General features: G+C 41.2%; 14 protein-coding genes. 6 read left to right on the plus strand and 8 right to left on the minus strand.

Features of this window, described 5'->3' with window-relative positions:
* A partial coding sequence (locus tag Q7J63_RS20475; RefSeq protein WP_304888866.1) for a hypothetical protein occupies nucleotides 1-447 on the plus strand: 447 nt, incomplete at its 5' end.
* Nucleotides 448-640: 193 nt separating this feature from the next.
* Here the strand turns inward: Q7J63_RS20475 and Q7J63_RS20480 are convergent.
* The 3 genes from Q7J63_RS20480 to Q7J63_RS20490 form a co-directional block, all read right to left on the minus strand.
* The gene (locus Q7J63_RS20480; RefSeq protein WP_304888868.1) at nucleotides 641-2044 is read right to left on the minus strand and encodes a membrane dipeptidase; all 1404 of its coding nucleotides are present in this window, start codon (nucleotides 2042-2044) and stop codon (nucleotides 641-643) included.
* Nucleotides 2045-2055: 11 nt separating this feature from the next.
* Nucleotides 2056-3162: a fatty acid desaturase gene (locus Q7J63_RS20485; RefSeq protein ID WP_019600700.1), complete on the minus strand. Its 1107-nt coding sequence runs from the start codon at nucleotides 3160-3162 to the stop codon at nucleotides 2056-2058.
* A 258-nt stretch (nucleotides 3163-3420) separates the two neighbouring features.
* Nucleotides 3421-4311 carry a sterol desaturase family protein gene (locus tag Q7J63_RS20490; protein ID WP_019600701.1) on the minus strand — a complete coding sequence of 297 codons (891 nt, stop codon included), beginning with the start codon at nucleotides 4309-4311 and terminating at the stop codon, nucleotides 3421-3423.
* A 1201-nt stretch (nucleotides 4312-5512) separates the two neighbouring features.
* On the opposite strand from Q7J63_RS20490, the gene Q7J63_RS20495 reads away from it, so the two are divergent.
* The 4 genes from Q7J63_RS20495 to Q7J63_RS20510 all read left to right on the plus strand — a co-directional run bounded on the left by Q7J63_RS20495 (nucleotide 5513) and on the right by Q7J63_RS20510 (nucleotide 9520).
* Nucleotides 5513-6016, plus strand: a complete 504-nt coding sequence (locus tag Q7J63_RS20495; RefSeq protein ID WP_304888871.1) for a winged helix-turn-helix domain-containing protein — start codon at nucleotides 5513-5515, stop codon at nucleotides 6014-6016.
* Nucleotides 6017-6357: 341 nt separating this feature from the next.
* A complete protein-coding gene (locus Q7J63_RS20500; protein ID WP_304888873.1) occupies nucleotides 6358-7272 on the plus strand; it encodes a glycosyltransferase family 2 protein in 915 nt (304 codons plus the stop codon).
* 238 nt (nucleotides 7273-7510) lie between these two features.
* Complete coding sequence (locus Q7J63_RS20505; RefSeq protein ID WP_304888875.1) at nucleotides 7511-8209, plus strand: GNAT family N-acetyltransferase; 699 nt, start codon at nucleotides 7511-7513, stop codon at nucleotides 8207-8209.
* A gap of 489 nt (nucleotides 8210-8698) precedes the next feature.
* Nucleotides 8699-9520 carry an ABC transporter permease gene (locus Q7J63_RS20510; RefSeq protein ID WP_019600710.1) on the plus strand — a complete coding sequence of 274 codons (822 nt, stop codon included), beginning with the start codon at nucleotides 8699-8701 and terminating at the stop codon, nucleotides 9518-9520.
* Between the two features lie 191 nt (nucleotides 9521-9711).
* Here Q7J63_RS20510 and Q7J63_RS20515 read toward each other — a convergent pair whose 3' ends face one another.
* The 5 genes from Q7J63_RS20515 to Q7J63_RS20535 all read right to left on the minus strand — a co-directional run bounded on the left by Q7J63_RS20515 (nucleotide 9712) and on the right by Q7J63_RS20535 (nucleotide 15565).
* On the minus strand, nucleotides 9712-10548 hold the full coding sequence (locus Q7J63_RS20515; RefSeq protein ID WP_304888877.1) for a maleylpyruvate isomerase family mycothiol-dependent enzyme: 837 nt from the start codon (nucleotides 10546-10548) through the stop codon (nucleotides 9712-9714).
* 101 nt (nucleotides 10549-10649) lie between these two features.
* On the minus strand, nucleotides 10650-11888 hold the full coding sequence (locus Q7J63_RS20520) for a patatin-like phospholipase family protein (protein ID WP_304888879.1): 1239 nt from the start codon (nucleotides 11886-11888) through the stop codon (nucleotides 10650-10652).
* 776 nt (nucleotides 11889-12664) lie between these two features.
* Nucleotides 12665-12940 (minus strand): hypothetical protein, encoded by a 276-nt coding sequence (locus Q7J63_RS20525; RefSeq protein ID WP_304888881.1) that lies wholly within the window; start codon nucleotides 12938-12940, stop codon nucleotides 12665-12667.
* A gap of 250 nt (nucleotides 12941-13190) precedes the next feature.
* Nucleotides 13191-14348 (minus strand): glycosyltransferase, encoded by a 1158-nt coding sequence (locus tag Q7J63_RS20530; RefSeq protein ID WP_304888883.1) that lies wholly within the window; start codon nucleotides 14346-14348, stop codon nucleotides 13191-13193.
* Between the two features lie 539 nt (nucleotides 14349-14887).
* A complete protein-coding gene (locus Q7J63_RS20535; RefSeq protein WP_019600689.1) occupies nucleotides 14888-15565 on the minus strand; it encodes a porin family protein in 678 nt (225 codons plus the stop codon).
* A gap of 864 nt (nucleotides 15566-16429) precedes the next feature.
* Here Q7J63_RS20535 and Q7J63_RS20540 point away from each other — a divergent pair.
* Nucleotides 16430-16750, plus strand: coding sequence for a hypothetical protein (locus Q7J63_RS20540; RefSeq protein ID WP_304888884.1), 321 nt, complete (start codon nucleotides 16430-16432; stop codon nucleotides 16748-16750).
* Nucleotides 16751-17310: the final 560 nt, after the last annotated feature.

Here is a 17310-nt window from a genome sequence, read left to right on the forward strand (position 1 = left end):
GAGAATCCCAATCTTGCGCTGATAGATGCCTTTCAGTTGGAATCTTTTCGGGAGTTCATGGAAGAGTCTGATATAGAACTAGTCGTTGTCGATAGGGGGGACGGCACACAGGCGCATATCCAAGCCCTTTCCCTGCGCTCCGTAAATCAAGTGCTCAGAAGAATCATCAAAAGGTGTGAAGAAAGTGGAGTTGATTTAAAGAAATGGATCTGCGATAAAGACGAATTTGACCTTTGCAGAAAACTTGATTTACCGATTGGCGAAAGAATGAGGCAATTGGATGAATTTTTTAGATATAAAAGGGCCCAGGCAGCAATCATTGTAGTGGACGTTTTACTGGCCATTTTGGCACCACCCACCTTTGGTTTGTTTTTAACTTTGCTGGCTGTGCTGGGTTGGCTCAATAATTATTTCCTTGAATTGTGTGACTGCTCCAATAGGGTGTGAAAAATTATATTTAGGGATTTGAAATACAGAATCAACTATTGAGGACTCCGAAACCTTTGCATTACCGTGGTTTGTATTTTTACTCTGTGTGCTGTGTTTCCACGGTGGTCTGTGTCCTCACAGACCACTCCATCTTTGCCTCGGTACCTTCACCTTTCCTAAACGATCAGCTAAAACCAGATAAATTTCTTTTTCAAAAATTACCATATAGAAATTGAACCGTATTGGTAAAAAAGAACCGTTCCACGATTTCTTCTGCCTGAATTTCATAATTTCCCCTCCTTGTTAACCGCCTCTTTTTCAAATAACTGCCGGCAAGGTTTTTCAATTCGAGGGATAAGGGTTCCAAACCTTCAGCAGTCAATATACCGGGAAAGGGATAAATACTTCCATCAAAATCGGTCCCCAAACAGGTGTTTCCCCAAGCAAACAATCCATTTCTATCACAAACTTCCGCAAAATGCTGCAATTGGTTCCAGATAAGCAAAGCGGAATTCTGCAAATCCTCGATAGGGTTTTTGAACCTGAACAGACCTTTGATTTTTTTGATATCCACATGGATGTTCAAATCCATTTGAAAAGCAAAAAGCCCTTTGGATTCAACCAGTTTGACGATTTCCTCATCATAAAAATTCAACTCAGTAGCATTGAAAATATTCGATAGAGGAGAGGCGATTCCATTTCCCCGGATTGGACGTCCGGTTAATGCGCCATGGCTGACGATCAGAGGAATGGATTCACCGGGGAATTCTTCCTCCAACAATCGAAAATAATCCATCCTGGTCGCCAAACTCATGTGTTTGAGATCAATCAGTATCCGCCGACCACTCCTTTTGTCTAACAATTCCCTTACCACCTCACTGCCAAGATGAGTCAATCCTATACCAAGGTTTTTTTCTTGATTGACCAGTTTTCCCAATCTTTGAAGGCTCCTGGCATGTCCGCACAGGTCATTATTGAAATTATGTGCCAGCCCGATAAATAAGGGTGGAAATTCCCAGTTTTTTACCATACTGATGTTGGTGAAAACTTCCTCCCGATCCAGCTGGATTCCATATTCCTCTAAACCTGTGTTGAAGACATGCGCCCCTTCAATACTGAAGATCACGGCAATCTCATTTTCGGTATTCAAATTGTGCGTCAAATCCGCCGTGTCTTTAAGTGGGCTCCAGGCTTGAAGGACGTCATCAACCATGCTTTTTTGTCTTGAATGGATGAAAAAAAGGTATTCTCTTTTAAGGTCCTCAAAGTAGCTGGAATGCTTTTGGATATGTCTAATCCTGTTATAACCGATTTCTATTCCCCAATTCGCCAATTGTGCTGCCAAGGGAGGCGATACATAGGGGTTGTGAAAAAAACCCTTTTCAAATGGATATAAGGAAACAAAAGCGATTTTTCCCTTGGCTCTGGTCATGGTGCTCAGATCTGTCTGGGAGAACTTTGTTAGCCCGGTTTTCTCATAAATTTTGCGGGTAAAAAAATCCGGCTTTTTGGTAAACCAAACATCAGCTTTTGGATGGTCTTGGTTTGAAAAAGAATGACCAAAAGTTTTGAGATTGGGATGGCAATGGAGGTCGGTATATTTGAAATCTGCCATATCATTTATAGTTACATATTCTCCTCCCAGATGGGATGATCCACACTATTGCTTTTTATGAGTTGATAATGGTCACGAAAGGCTTTCCAAATGGAAATGGATTTATAGGGTAACCTTTGTTCTTGGCAAAAAAGTTTTATTTCATCGGTCACTTCTTTGGCATAGAGATAACTGATATGTGGAAACAAATGATGGGCAATATGGAAATTAAAATTGGCCATTACATATCTGGTAAACCAATTTTGTTCCACGATATCATTGGTGGTTTGGAGCTGATGCAAAAGCCAACTGCTTGGCAAAGTATGGTTGTTTCCTACCAAGGGGAATTGGTTATTGGTATTGACATGTGGTGGCAACAACACAAAAAGCGCAAAAATCCCTGCAACAAAAAACAGCAGCAATCCTGCCATAATAACCTGTAAAGCAGAAAATGGGCTGAAGAAAATGGGGATTATAAATACGTAGCCTATAAAGAGGGATTTGAACAAAAGAAGCTTCAAATATTCAATGAAGGGTATTGGGCCAAATTTCCCTTTACCCAAAGTTTGGGACAAATAATCTTTAAAATCCCGAACCAAAAACCAATTAAGAAGAAAGAAAGGGTACAAGAGAAAGATAAAATGTTGGTGTTTGGTCAACCATTTTCCTTTTTCTTCAGGATGGACCTTCAAAAATTTGCTCTTTTCGATGTCGCTGTCCCAACCAGAAACATTCGGGTAGTTGTGGTGGAAAGTGATGTGCCTTTTTTTCCACATATAACTGTTTGCACCCATCAGGTCAAAAATCTGTATGTATACATGGTTGGATAATTTTCTGGAGAACAGATTTTCGTGACAGACTTCATGAATGAGATTCAAAAAAATTATAACCAACATCAAGCCCATACAGGAATATCCAAAAAGGAAAGTGGCATAATGGGAGGAGGACAATGAAAACAAATACAAACCCAAATAGAGCAGTGGTAAAAAAATGGCCTTGAATTTCAATTCCTTCTCCTTTTTTTTAAGGCCTTTTATTCTCCCCAATACCCTTGACCTTAGGTCGGCGGTCATATTGCCATCCTCCTTGTTGGATTTAAATCTGGGAAATCTTTCTCGCGATTTATTTATAGCTTCCATCTTTTCGATTTTTCTAAAAAAATACCCTTTATTTAAAACCTGCGATGCATTTAAAATCCCATTACCACCTGAAATTGCTTCATAAACAGTCTCTCTTTGCGGTTTTTGAATTCGGTTTATAAGTTAAATGCCTTAACCTACCAATAGGCTGACTTTCTTGTGTTTTCCACCCCTAATGTGGAACGGAATGCATACTGCAACTTGCAATCCAAAATTGTATAAATATTTGTTTAAGCTTATTTTCAAAGAATTAAAAACTTAATTTTCCTCCAAAATCCTTGTCGTTTCAAATACAGGAGTTTGCAAATTATCAGGATTCTCTTTTTGATTGGAAGTCCTCCATTTTTCTGAACCGGGAGGGCCAAAAAGAAAATGGATTTTCGATTTGAGCGTTGGTATTTCAGGCAATTGCCTGATAATATCGATATACTCGTGCGAGATAATTTTGGCGGGATTGTGGGTATAAATATTGTGTGTGATGCCATAAATAGGCTTTTCACCTTCCGGTTCATAAGTGCCGAAAATATGATCAAAAAGGATGAGGATTCCACCCATGTTTTTGTCCAAATATTTTGGGTTGGAGCCGTGGTGGACCCTGTGGTTGGAAGGAGTATTGAAAATCAAATCAAGAAAACCGAGTTTTCCGATCCGTTCTGTATGGACAAGGATATTCCAAATGGTGGAGATGGATTCGTTGAGTAAGATCATCCATGGGGGTATTCCGATGAGACAAAGTGGGGCCCAAAAAAGAAACCGATAAAAAGTGTGGATGAAATTGACCCGGAAACCTACCGAAATATTGTAATGCAAAGAGGAATGGTGGGTGACATGTGCAGCCCAAAATAACCTTGATTTATGCCCTAAGTAATGGAAGAGGTACATGATGAAATCACAGGCAAAAAAGCCTGCAATCCATAGCCAGAGGGTAAAGTCAGGCTTGAAGAATGCAAATTCATAAACGATACTGTAGAGCCCAAATGCCACACCCTTCATAAAAAGGCCCACTGTCAGGATCATCATTCCAACAGCAAAATTGGCCAACATATCTTTTATCTCATTTTGGTGATCTTCTTTTTTCCAGGTGAGATACAGCTCTACCAGAAAAATCATAATCATCAAGGGTGCGCCGATTGCGTCAATGCTCAACATAAAAAATTCCCGAAAAATGTAGAACTGATTCCTCGTTAATTTACAGAAAAGAATTCAGTATAAAAAGAGCGAAAATTAATAATTAACCCCATCCATAAGTAATTTTTGGGAATATAAATTATTGGGATTCAGTTTTTCTTTGGCTTGTCAAAGGGATTGAATCCCGAAGGTTTTTCGCCAAAGCAGTTGGTTGACATTAATCGCATTTTTTTTCTTTTGTCCCTTTTTGCTTGATCAAAAAGGAACCAAAAAATCAAGGCTGATATCTCTTCTTCAAATTGGGGCGGGAATTTTTTCACTATATGTGATTCGCTTCCAATTTGATTTTTGTCTGGCTTCTGAGAGCTAAAAATGAGTGGATCTCGTTCGGGAAAATTCACGAGCTAACTCATTTTCTTCACGCTCTCCGAATCCTGCCAAAAACCGCAGATATATAGGCCGTCCTTTTACCCGGAGGAAGTTTGGTGCGAAGGTATCGTTTCCTTCCGGTTAACCGTGGTCTGTGTCCCCACAGACCAACCCTTTATCCCTAAAACCCTTTTCATCAAGCAGTTCAATAACCCTAACATCCCCAAAAACCAAAATCATTGCATTTGGCTACATTCCTGAAGGGAATGAATTTGATTAGCCCTGTATGAAATGCGGTGGATAAAATGGTTTCGTTCGGTTTTCCAACCCTGACAGGGTTGAATTTCGACTCCCTGAATTCACGGAAGATACGTGCGTTTTCTGGCATTTTCAAATTCAAGCCTTCAGTCTTGGTCCTGTGGTCGTTTGGCTTGTATTTCCATGCTCATTTTGCTCCATCCGTGGTCTGTGTCCCCACAGACCACGTCATTCCTTCCCCACAGACCATTCCTTTTGAAAAAACGACCGATTGAAACCCCATTCCTTGCTTATTTCCACGATACGAGTAAATTTGTTTTCACAGAGTAATTTTCTTACTCATCCCACGAAGCACCAATGTGACCGAAGGAGCGAAGCCATGCCCAACCCGATCCGTTTTCCGTGCAATGAGCGACAAAAATATTTTGATCCTTTCACGCGGTTTCTAGCGAGTCAAATCTTTCTTTTTCTGAGTCGTAATTTTCTGTGTCAAGTCCAGACGGCCAAGTAGTGGGAGTATTGGAATTGACTCTTTTTCCCTGCTCATTTTTGCCGCCCCGACAAAGACATCCAGCATCCAACACCAACCTTTTCCATGCTCAACTCCCTCGTTACCTCCAAAACCCGAATCAAGCTTCTCCTTAAATTCTTCTCTTATTCCAATTCGGGCTACCTGCGTGCCTTGGCAAAGGAATTCGATGAATCCACCAATTCCATCCGCATCGAACTCAACCGACTCGCAGAGGCGGGCTTGCTGACATCAGGGGAGGAGGGAAAAACCAAAATGTACCGGGCCAACGACCAACACCCTTTCTTCCATGAAATCAAAGGGATGGTCAGTAAGTTTCTAGGCTTGGATCAACTCTTGGAACAGGTCGTTCGGAGATTGGGGAATGTTGAAAAAGCCTATATCGTGGGCGATTATGCCCAAGGGGTCGATTCGGGGACGATCGAAATGATCCTCATCGGCAAGGATATCGACCGCAAATACCTTGATTTCCTGACCGACAAAACCTACGAAAAGGTCAACCGAAAAGTCACCATTACGGTAATGGACGAGGCCAAGGGAGAGATGACGGGGATTTTGATCTATGGTTAATTTCAATCTCCGGTGTTCTATTGTTTAACCCGTGTTTTGCATTGTCATTTCATCCTAAAATTGAAAAAAAATCACTAAGTAGCAGGCAATTTTTGGCTTCGCCATATCGGTAATATGCGGTATTCCCTAAAGCGTTTGATTGTCTTTCCGTTACAACTCAATTGCAAAGCCTAATCCATATTTCGGGTTTAATAATTTTTTAGATTCAATTTCCCGTTGAACGATACTTTCAATTAAGTGATGTGGAGGGATTTTACTTATTGGATAGATTGATTTGAATTTTCAGGGCTTCTTATGTGGTAGCCACAGCCTTTCTCTACCTTTACCAAAACCCCATTCCCTTGTACCTCTCGATTGTCTCACCCGTTTATCGCGCCGAAAAAATCCTGGCGGAGCTTGTTGCCCGTATTCAGGTGGCCGCTTCACAGATAGCCCCTGATTTTGAATTGATCTTGGTGGAAGACCATAGCCCAGATGCTTCATGGTCCGAGATAGAAAGATTGGCAGCTCTTTATCCCTTTATCAAAGGGATAAAACTGAGCCGTAATTTTGGGCAGCATTATGCCATTACTGCAGGTTTGGACATGGCCCAAGGGGAATGGGTGGTGGTCATGGATTGCGACCTGCAGGACAGGCCTGAAGAAATCCCAGCCCTCTATCAAAAGGCCCAGGAGGGACATGACGTCGTGCTCGCCAGGAGAACTTTCAGACAGGATTCCTTTTTCAAAAAATTGTCGTCCAAAGTTTTTTACCGCACATTGGCTTATCTCACGGGTTCCCATCAGGATGAAAGCATCGCGAATTTTGGCATCTACCACCAAAAAGTCATCTCTGAAATCCGAGGCATGCGGGAAAGTATCCGGTATTTTCCAACCATGGTCAAATGGGTGGGGTTCAGGCAAACCACAATGGAGGTTGTCCATGCTGCCAGGACAGAAGGTGGTTCCAGTTACAACTTTAGGAAATTGTTCAATCTGGCCCTGGATATCATGTTGGCCTATAGTGATAAACCTCTTCGGCTCACCGTCAAACTCGGTGTGATCGTGGCGGTTTCAGGCTTCGGTTTCGCCATCTACACCATCGTACGCTACTTTCTGGGGGACATTATCGTTCCGGGATATGCCAGTTTGATTATTTCCCTTTGGGTCTTGACAGGATTTGTCCTGAGTACATTGGGGATGGTCGGTCTGTATGTCGGGAAAACCTTCGAAGGGGTCAAGCAAAGGCCGATTTATATCGTGGAGAAAAGGGTGTGAGTTGGAAGTTGGAAGACAGACGGGAGACGGGGGACGGAAGACAGAGTCAGAAATGGGGAAGTTGGAAGTAGGGAGGAAAGACGGAAGAAGGGATTTTATGGGAGAAATACCGTTCAATTTCCCCCTCCATGAATTTTAATGCACCAGACAAAACGGTAAATTTTCTGCAAGGATGATCTTCAAATAACCAAAAGAATCCGCCATCAGGCATAAGCATAAATTCATAATAACAACATCCATGCAAATTCAAAATCTACCTTGGGACACTGATTTTTTTGGCTACCCGGTCGGGAAAATCGACGTGGAGGGACAAATCTCATGGGAGGAATTCCTTCAGAAGGCCCAGGATTTCCAGCTGGTTTATCTCTTCAGCGAAAGCCTTTTGGAGCAAACCCCAACCAAGATCCTTCATGTGGACACCAAATGTATTTTCCAAAAAACACTTGTTCCACAATCGCCGACAACCAAAACCATCCATCCCTTCACAGGAGAAATGAACCCCGAACTGAAAGCTCTTGCCCTGCAAAGTGGGGAATATTCACGGTTCAGGTTGGACGGAAGATTGGTCGATAGGGAATTCGAAAGGCTTTATTCCCGCTGGATGGAGAATGCACTGGAGGAGGATTCCGTCTTTGTCTTCCAAGCCAATGGAGAAATTCAGGGAATGGTCACCCTTTCCCTCTCCGGAGAAAATGCCCAAATCGGCTTGATCGCCGTCGGTGAAAAGGCAAGGGGACAGGGGATAGGAATAGCGCTGCTCCAAATGGCCGAAAGTGCAGCTTTCGGCAAAGGTGCAAGACGCATGCGCATCCCCACCCAAAAGACCAATGTGCCCGCCATAAATTTGTACCAAAAGCTTGGTTATACTTTGGTCGAGGAAATCCACATCTACCATTATTGGGATGACCAAAATACCAACATGTACTTTAGCCACTAGATTAATCTGATTTACCGCTATTGTGCAAGGAGTATTTATTTCAAAGAAATGGAGTGGAGCATGAAGACACAAGAAATCGAAAATCCTGTGTTTCGGTTTTCAACAGGCCCCTTGACAAAGTAGCGGACATTCATTTAGTTTGCCTGAAATAGACATTAGGCTTCCCAATAGAGTTGTCACAATAATAAAATCAGACAATTTGGATATTAATTTATCGTCCAATATGGTGAAGTCAAAAACAGTAAACAAAAGATTGATTATTAAGCAATTTCAGGCCTGAATAGCACTGGTAATCCCTAAAACGGGTTTATTAATCTGACTACCCGCAATACTACCAAAAGATGTCAAAATCCAAAAAATCCCTGCCAGAAATCTCAAATAAGGCTTCTTCCAACTTCGGTCTTCGGTCTTCAAACTTCCGTCTTCGGTCTCCCGTCTCCCGTCCCTTTAGTTTAAATACCAATCATCCACACCCTCAAATTATCTCTTTTGGATCCTAAAATAAAAATCATCGAAGCCACTTCCGGTTGGAAACTCGTGGATTTCCGGGAAATCTGGCGATACAAAGACCTCTTGTATTTTCTCACCCTGCGTGGAATCAAGGCCCGGTATGCCCAGAGTATCCTCGGTGTTTCCTGGGCGATCATTCAACCCTTGTTTACCACTTTGGTTTTCACCTTGGTATTCGGGGGTTTGGCAAAAGTGGACTCCGACGGGATGCCCTATCTGCTCTTTTCCTACCTGGCACTTTGGCCCTGGAACTACTTCTCGGGTACCCTTACCGAATCCGCCAATAGCCTGATCCAAAATGCGAATATGATCACCAAAGTCTATTTTCCCCGGATGGTGCTCCCGCTTTCCTCGATACTTTCCAAGTTGCTGGATTTTGTCATTGCCTTTGTGGTGGTCATCGTCTTGCTGATTTATTTCCAGATCAGCCCGGGATGGGGTTTGTTGTTTTTACCGGTTTTGATCCTGCAACTCCTCATGACTTCCCTAGGGATTGGTATGTTCCTTTCCGCCATGGCCGTCAAATATCGGGATGTCAAGCATGCTTTGAGCTTTGTAGTTCAGATCCTGCTTTACGCCGCACCAGTGGTATACAGTACCAATGCCGTCCCAGAAAAATACCTGCCTTTTTATATCCTGAATCCAATGGTGGGTGTGATCGAAGGTTTCCGTGCAGCCTTCCTGAATCGGCCAATGCCTTGGGAATGGATTTGGCCCGGGGCCATCGTGTCGGTGGTCTTCTTTGTCTTTGGCATGATGTATTTCCGGAGAATGGAAAGGATTTTTGCCGATGTGGCATAAACCTTTTTTCATTGCTAAACTTCCTTTTTCCTTAAATTTTCATCCGCAGATTTTAAATTTTCCGCAAGCTCAGGTTTTGAATCCTTTGGGATTTGGGAAATGGGAGCCTGCATAAAATTGTTTGCTGCAGTTGATTTTTTCAATTCCGATTATGGTGGATCGGATATTGCGACGCTATCCTTTTCTTGCCTTCAGGCCATCACGGCCACTATTTCCAAGGCCTTCTTTCCCAATTCAATATCCCCATAGAATTCCACTTTATCCAATGCTTGATCAGTCGTCATGCTTTTGGAGAATAATTTCCATGCCGTATCCGGATCAATCCTGACGATTGAATTTGCCATTTTTTCAATTTCTTTTTCCAAATGCCATTCATTTTCCTTTTTCACAATGGTCCATAGACCACCGATTGTTGTGGTGACGCAAAGTGACACGCAAGTCCCTGTCGGGGATGCAACATCACGAAAAGTATATGGAAAAGCCAGCATCAAAGTATCCATAAACGGATGGAAAAATTCCCTTGTCATGAGTGCGGGTTTGCCCACGGCATCCCTGATTTGTTGTTGGTGTAGAAATTTTTCGGTGTATTCCCTTGCGATGTGAAACCAATTGGGGGAAGTTTCCTGCCCTGCCCAAGCCACTGGAAAAATAGCCTCTTCAAATGGATCCAAGGTCTGAAGATGGGATGAATATTGTTTTCCTGTAAAATCAAGTAAGGAAACGATTACTTTAGGACTCAGTCTTTTTGTGGCTTCCGTCCAACTCCCATTCAGTTTGTTTAAATATCCAACAAGGTCCTGAAAAGAATCGATTTTATCCGGTTTTTCACCAAAAAAACGGTCCCTTGAACTGGATAATGCCCTTAGATTTCCATCAAGTAAATGTGAGGCAACATCTTTTACCGTCCAAAGTTTTGCCACCGTTTGGGCAGTCCATTCTTCAGGCGTCAAGCTGTTCAACAATTCAATAAGCATGTTGTCCAGCAAAGGAATAAGTTCCAGGGTCTGGATGGGAATATTCTTTTTCATGTTTCAAATGTAAGGGAATCTTTTTTCTACGCTAGGTAGATGATTAATCCAATGCGGTGACGTCTAGTATTCAGGCTATTATTATACTTCCTATCCTTGGGTCATTCTTCATTTTTTTCAGTATTCTTCTGATCCAAACCCATCCATTTGTCCATTGCATTTTCAAACCATTCGTCTCCAAAATGGTAAACAAGATCGTTGTTTCTTTGGACCTCAAAGTGAATGGGTTGATTTTGGATGGCCCCATTTTTCCATTTCTCGAAACACTCTTTGATCAAACTGATCTCCGAATCTTCGGTAAGGTCCATGTCCAATGCATAGAGTTTTTCGAGCAGCGGCACAACGGAAGGATGGGTTTTGCCATCGATATGGATTAGGGGAGACAAGCGGATAAAGGATACAGCATCGATTTCCGCTGCTTTCTTGGAAAGGAACATCAAGGCGACAAAACTTGACCAATCAGGGGGTTCGTACAAAATGGTTTTCGCTTGATTCAAAACCGTTTGTTTGAAATATTGGAATTGAAATTTGTAACTGAAGAAATTCAATTTCTTGAATCTTTCTTTGATGGTGATGGATTTGATCTCGAAGAAATTTTCCTTGTCGGCCATGGACATCAATTTGTTACCATTTCCGATGGAAATCAACACCATTTCTTCCAAAGGAACTTGGACACGGAAAGCCTCGATGATCCCAGCCACAGCGGGATTGTTGAATCCCCCCAAAGCCCCATCCCACAATTCATAGAAGATATTGCTGCCTTTGGCTTTGAATCTTGCGGGGAAATCAAAATACTGAACGGGAGCGTTTGAGGAGCCATGGATGGCCTGGGTCAGTTTCACATACTCCCAACCCGCATTTCCCTGGGGATAGGACCTGAAAAATTTCGCCCTGTTGTTCAATGCATCGTAGGTGCAAACGATGAGTTTCAAGTTGGGTTTGCCGATAAAATCCGGCAATTCATTCATCAACATGCTGTGGCACTTTGGGAAAATCTGGGCAAAAGCTTTTCCTTTCCTTTTGGAGCTGTATTTGGGGCCAAAGGAAAACAATCTGGTCAGGGTTACCGGCCAAAAGCTTTCCTTATAGCTGTTTTTGCTAAAAATCCTTTCACGGGTTTCTTTTTCATCGAAAAGATGGATTGCCTGGTCGATGGTCATGTTTTCGGCCAAAGCCGCCAAAACAATACTTCCCCCGGAATTGGCGATGATCAAATCAAATTGTCTCAAGATGTCATGGCCTTTTAAACCGGGGATTTCCACCCTGAATCTTTCCTTGAGGGTGAGCAATTGCAAGATCGCCCAACTGCCGCCACCGTCCAGTGATAGGATTTTATACATATGGATTGTTTTTTGATATTCCCCAAGGTGAATATGCGCGAAAAATCCATATTCCCGATTCCAGGAATATGGAGGAGAATTGTTTTAGGTTAAAAACCAAGACAGTTTCCGGTTGAAAGGAGTTTTCATTTTTATAAAGCAGGTTCAATATCCAGAATTTCTTGTTCAAAAATAAATCTTGTGCCTGGAATTTGGCGTATTTATTTCCGCTTTCAATAAGGAATCTCGATGGGCATGTCTGCCGGCATAGGCAGATTTACACCTTGAATAGGTCCCGATTCCCCATAGGAATCTCAGATATTATTCTTGTTAAACACCGATTTCTGCAACTGCTCGGTAAGTAGGGAATGTATGGATTATCAATTTGCCTTTTATCCATATCCGATTTCATGCCATCTAGCCATATCTAAGGATCAAGTTTTCGGACATACCGATGGCACTTTGACCTATATTTTTGTATTCTGCATTCCCCACAATGAATTGTGGGGTTAAGCTTGAACCAAGCCTACGGCTTTTGTAAATGCTATGTTTTTTTTTCAAATCACGTAGAGATGACATAAATCTTAACCGGGGATTTTAATCTCTGGAATTTTAAACATTGTAGACTTTCTTTAGCTAAAAAAAAGATTGGACAGCGAAGATTTTTGACAAAACAGGGTTGAGAATTTGTGGTGAATGGGAAGCCTGAAGGGCCTGCCGGCATAGGCAGGCTTCAACCTTGATTAGCCGCGGGTGGAACCCGTGGAATTTGGAATGTCGTGGTTGTTTCTTTTTGGCTAAGGGAAAGGATTGAATCCCGAAGGTTTTTCGCCAAGGCAGGTGGATGACATTAATCGCAATTTTCTTTCTTTGTCACTTTTTCCTTGATGAAAAAGTAACCAAAAAATCAAGGCTGATATCTCTTCTTCAAATTGGGGCGGGTATTTTTCACAATATTGATTCGCTTCCAATTTGATTTTTGTCTGGCTTCTACGCGCTAAAAATGAGTGGATCTCACTCGGTGAACCTTCGTGAGCTAACTCATTTTCTTCACGCTCTCCGAATCCTGCCAAAAACCGCAGATATATAGGCCGTCCTTTTATCCGGAGGAAGCTTGGTGCGAAGGTATCGTTTCCTTATCTACACGCTTTACTTATTGCGGTTTTTTATGATTCCGAAGGTTTTTCGCCAAGGCAAGTAGGTAGTATTTGTGGTGATTATTCCTCAACCGACGGAAAACTAACATGGTCTGTGTAGACACAGACCATGGGCAAATTTGGGTTGTTGAGATTCATTCCTTGATTGGGGGAATGAAGTGGGGATTTATGATTTTGTCGGGATTTTCTTTTGGATTACCTGTTCATAGATCTTTTCGAGTTCGGTCACCATCTTGATCATGCTGAAATGGTGGATAACCCGGAGTCTGGCAGCGGAGGAAAATGCAGCATGGCGCGCTGAATCCTGTATGATCCGCAGGGCTAAAATTGACAGTTCTGCATGGTTTTCAATATCACAGAGATATCCTTCCACCCCATCACTGATTACCTCCCCTATTCCGCCTGCCTGGGTAGCGACCACAGGTACCTGGCAGGACATTGCTTCCAGCATGGCAATCGGCAAGCCTTCAAACTCGGAGGTACTCATGTACAGATCCATCGCCGAAAGATAGGGAACCACCTTTTTCTGGGCGCCCACCAAGTGGAAATTGGCGTGCTTGCCGGAGGCCGCAATCTGGGCGAGAATCCGATCTTTCCATTCCCCATCTCCCACCAAAAGAAAATGTACCTCAGGCTCCTCCTTGAGGATTTCAAGGGCATTGTCCACCCAAAGCCAAAGCCTTTTTTGTGAACGAAACACGGCCACTTTTCCGATCACAAATGCATGCTCCGGAATCTTTTCCTCCTGCCGGATTTTTTCCCCAAGCAGCTTGTCCATCTGGAAATTATCGGTGTTCACCCCATTTACGATGGTCTTGACCTTCAGACGGGCATGCAACTTCAAGGGATTCAACATCGAATTTAGGCGCATGGAAAGGGCCACTTCGTTGGAAACCGCAATGGCGACATCCTGCATCTTAAAGGTCAGCCTGTTGCCCCAATAGGAGAATTTATTGTAGCGGTCCCAGGTATTGTGTTCGGTATAAACAATGGGGATTCCCAATTTACGTCCCACCAAGCGCCCCAAAATACCTGCCCAGGGCAAATGGCTGTGGATAATGTCAATTTTGTTTTCAAGAACATACTGACGGACTTTGGAAATCTGGAAGAACAAAGCCAGGTTGCTGGAGGGGATCAAGGTCACTTGGATGCCCATGTCTTCGAGTTCATCGACGATGTTTTTCGGCGTGTGAAAAAAATACAGACAGAAAAACTCAAATCGTTCTTTGTCGTGAAGTGCGGCGGTTTCGGGAATCAGTTTTTCGGCTCCGCCCCGACCAAGTGACTTGATCAGGTGAAGAATTCTTATTTTTCTAGTTGGCATGCTTTGATTTGGGTGCCGAAAATTAGTGTTTTTTCGGACAATCTTTACAAATCAGGAAAATAAGGGAGAAAAAATATAGGAAAATGGGGAGGTAATTAATACCAGGATTGCTAATCCTATAGGATCTGGGCTTGTCAATCTTCTCTCACAAACAGCTGGAAATAAAAGGAAAAAGCAAGGTTTTTAGGTAAAGGTTGCGCTTTTCAGAACTGTCTAAAAAATGGCACTTTCTTCGAACCCATCACATCAAGCATCCATAAATAGATTCTGTATTTTATCCCTTCCGGTACCAACATAAAAGCATCAGTACGCCGATATTTATGGAGAAATTTATCGACAATGTAAGTTGTCAAAAGCATTACGCTAGTTGTATTTAAAAACAAAATCAATCAAGATCCTTTCTAAAACACAAATCAATTCTCCCATAAAAAAACCCAATTCTCCAGGAATATCCATAGAAAATTGGGTGTATATAAATTCTAATTGAAATTTATATTATTGATTCAAGAATCAAAACAATTTTAAGCAGGTAAACAATATTAAAACCCGAACCCAATAAATAATTGGGCGACTGAATTTTTGGAATTGTTGGTTAGGTTTCTAGCCATTCCATCTTTGCCTACTTGACGCAATCCATAATTGTATCTCGCACCGATAGTTACATTCTGTACATCAAAACCTACTCCCGCTAACAAACCATAATCAATTGTATTGAAATCATCCTTGTTTAACTCAATCGTGTTGATGGTGGTAAGATCAGAAGTTCTTAGATTTTTGACATTGGAAGAGACCAAATACGAAAGATAAGGTCCTGCATGGATATTCAATGGGCCAACATTTATTGCTAAAGCCAATGGCAGCTGAATATAGTTTAAGTTAAATCTAACTTCTCCTTCTCTAATTCCTAATATATTCTCAACTGTACTTCCTCCATAGGAAACTTTCGATCCTACATTGGTGTATAACAACTCGGGTTGGAAAGCTAGAAAATTGTTAACAGGAATTTTAGTAAAAATACCAAAATGCAATCCTAATTTCATGTTTTCATCCTCAACTGTGGGTTGATCAACAAAGAATTGAGATAGGTTTGCCCCACCTTTAATTCCTATTCGTGGCCCAGGATTGTTGCTTTGGCCATAAACTTGTGGTGCAGCAATCATTAGGAGGATGGCAATTCCAATCCCTGTCAAAATGCGGAAATCTTGTTTTCTTTTCATGGTGATTTTTGATGAAAATAGGTGAATTAAATGATAAATGTAAATTTTCTATAATTATATTTTAATAATGTATTGTTCAATTTTAACGTTTATTAAGATTTAAAAGTTGTATATTTTTAATAATTTATTTCATTGAAAAAAATATTATAGAGTTAAGCTAAAAAGTTCATTTTCCTCTAATGGACCCAGTCCCCAAAGCTTATTCAAAAAGTCAATAGATGGTAAAATCATTCAATTTCCGCACTATTTTCTTATCAGATTTTTTATTTATCCCCGGCATTTACCCCAATAAATCAAAATTCGTTTTCTTCAATTCGTAAATAGAACGAATAACTATCCGGTGTTAAACTAATAATTTTTAATTTGTATAAAATTCTTATACTCAAAATAAAAAATTGGAATAAAACAAATCGCAGAAGGAAATTAACCCTTTATGTTATCAGAGGGAAAACAAAAAAATCAGGTTTTAAATTGATATATAATAGCGGCGGAAGTTTTGGAACAAGTTTCGAATAATTGACAACATTGTCAATGTACATTGTCATTGACTACCTGAGAAAAGAAAAATCAACGTAAAGATCTTGCCTTCAAACACCTAACCATTTTGTAAATTGAATTTTTAAACGTAAAAATAATTATAAATTATAATTTTCTGCTTCAGCATTTTTTTCGCGTCATACAGTAGACATTTCAATTGGGTCAATTCCCCCACCCTTTTCCACCCAAAATAGAAAATGTAAAGAGCAGGAAATACAGTAATTCCCATACGGGATAAATTCTCAAAGCATCTTTACTGACTAACATATTTGAATAGAAAGGACTCAATAGAGGAAGATATATTCTGTCTTTGTAACCAAACACAAAATGATCTATTGGATAATATCGGACAGCTTGGAGGGGATAAAAACGCAGATGTTGGTTGCTTTGGTAGCCAATTTTTTGTTTTCGGTAATTCACAGACAGTGCAAAGAAGCTGAGCAGTTTGTGATCATTGTAAACATGGCGGCGATAAACATGTGCTCCTACATTTCCCTGATAATCTGGCTGATCAGATCAGCCAGATTATCAGGTTTGGACAGGTATCTGAAAATAGTACAATTTGAATTGTTCAGTTTAAAACAGGGTGTATTTTTCAAAATCGAAAAAATCCCCCTTAATTTAAAAACCAGAAGGCTTTTTCCCTAGTTTTAGAATTTACTCGGATAGCAATAATAAAATTTCATGAAAATATTCTCCAAAGAAAAGGTCGTTTTGGAAGGCATATTTTTTCACCTGTAATCTTCGTCTATACAAATCCATAATCTTGTTCAGCCAATGTTGCTTCAATGAAAAGAAGGTTTGGCTGAAAGTCAATTCTTGGGCAGGAATTTTTGATTGGCTGCATGAAAATGGGACAACCTAAAAAATTAATGGGGGATTTTGAGGAGAAATCCATTGCATAAGGAGGACAAAACTGAGAACGCATTCATGATAAAACTCCGCTGTTTTGCAATACACCCTGGCTATCAGATAAATACCCAAACTTTTGAATCCATGGCAAATAATAAAACCCAAATTCGTCAACCATTTGTCCAAAAGGAAGAATTTGGCAGATAGTTTCCCTCCGTCGTTTGAGCGGGGATTTGGAAGCCGGTATCTTACTTAAAATTTATGGATTCCAGGCCACCACTGCAATTTTCTGGGGTGTTTCTTGGCCGACAAAACCGATGAAGATGAAAAATATACAACTCCTTCTTACCGAGCTA

This window comes from Rhodonellum sp., from assembly GCF_030656585.1.
In the GTDB taxonomy this organism is placed as follows: Bacteria; Bacteroidota; Bacteroidia; order Cytophagales; family Cyclobacteriaceae; genus Rhodonellum; species Rhodonellum psychrophilum.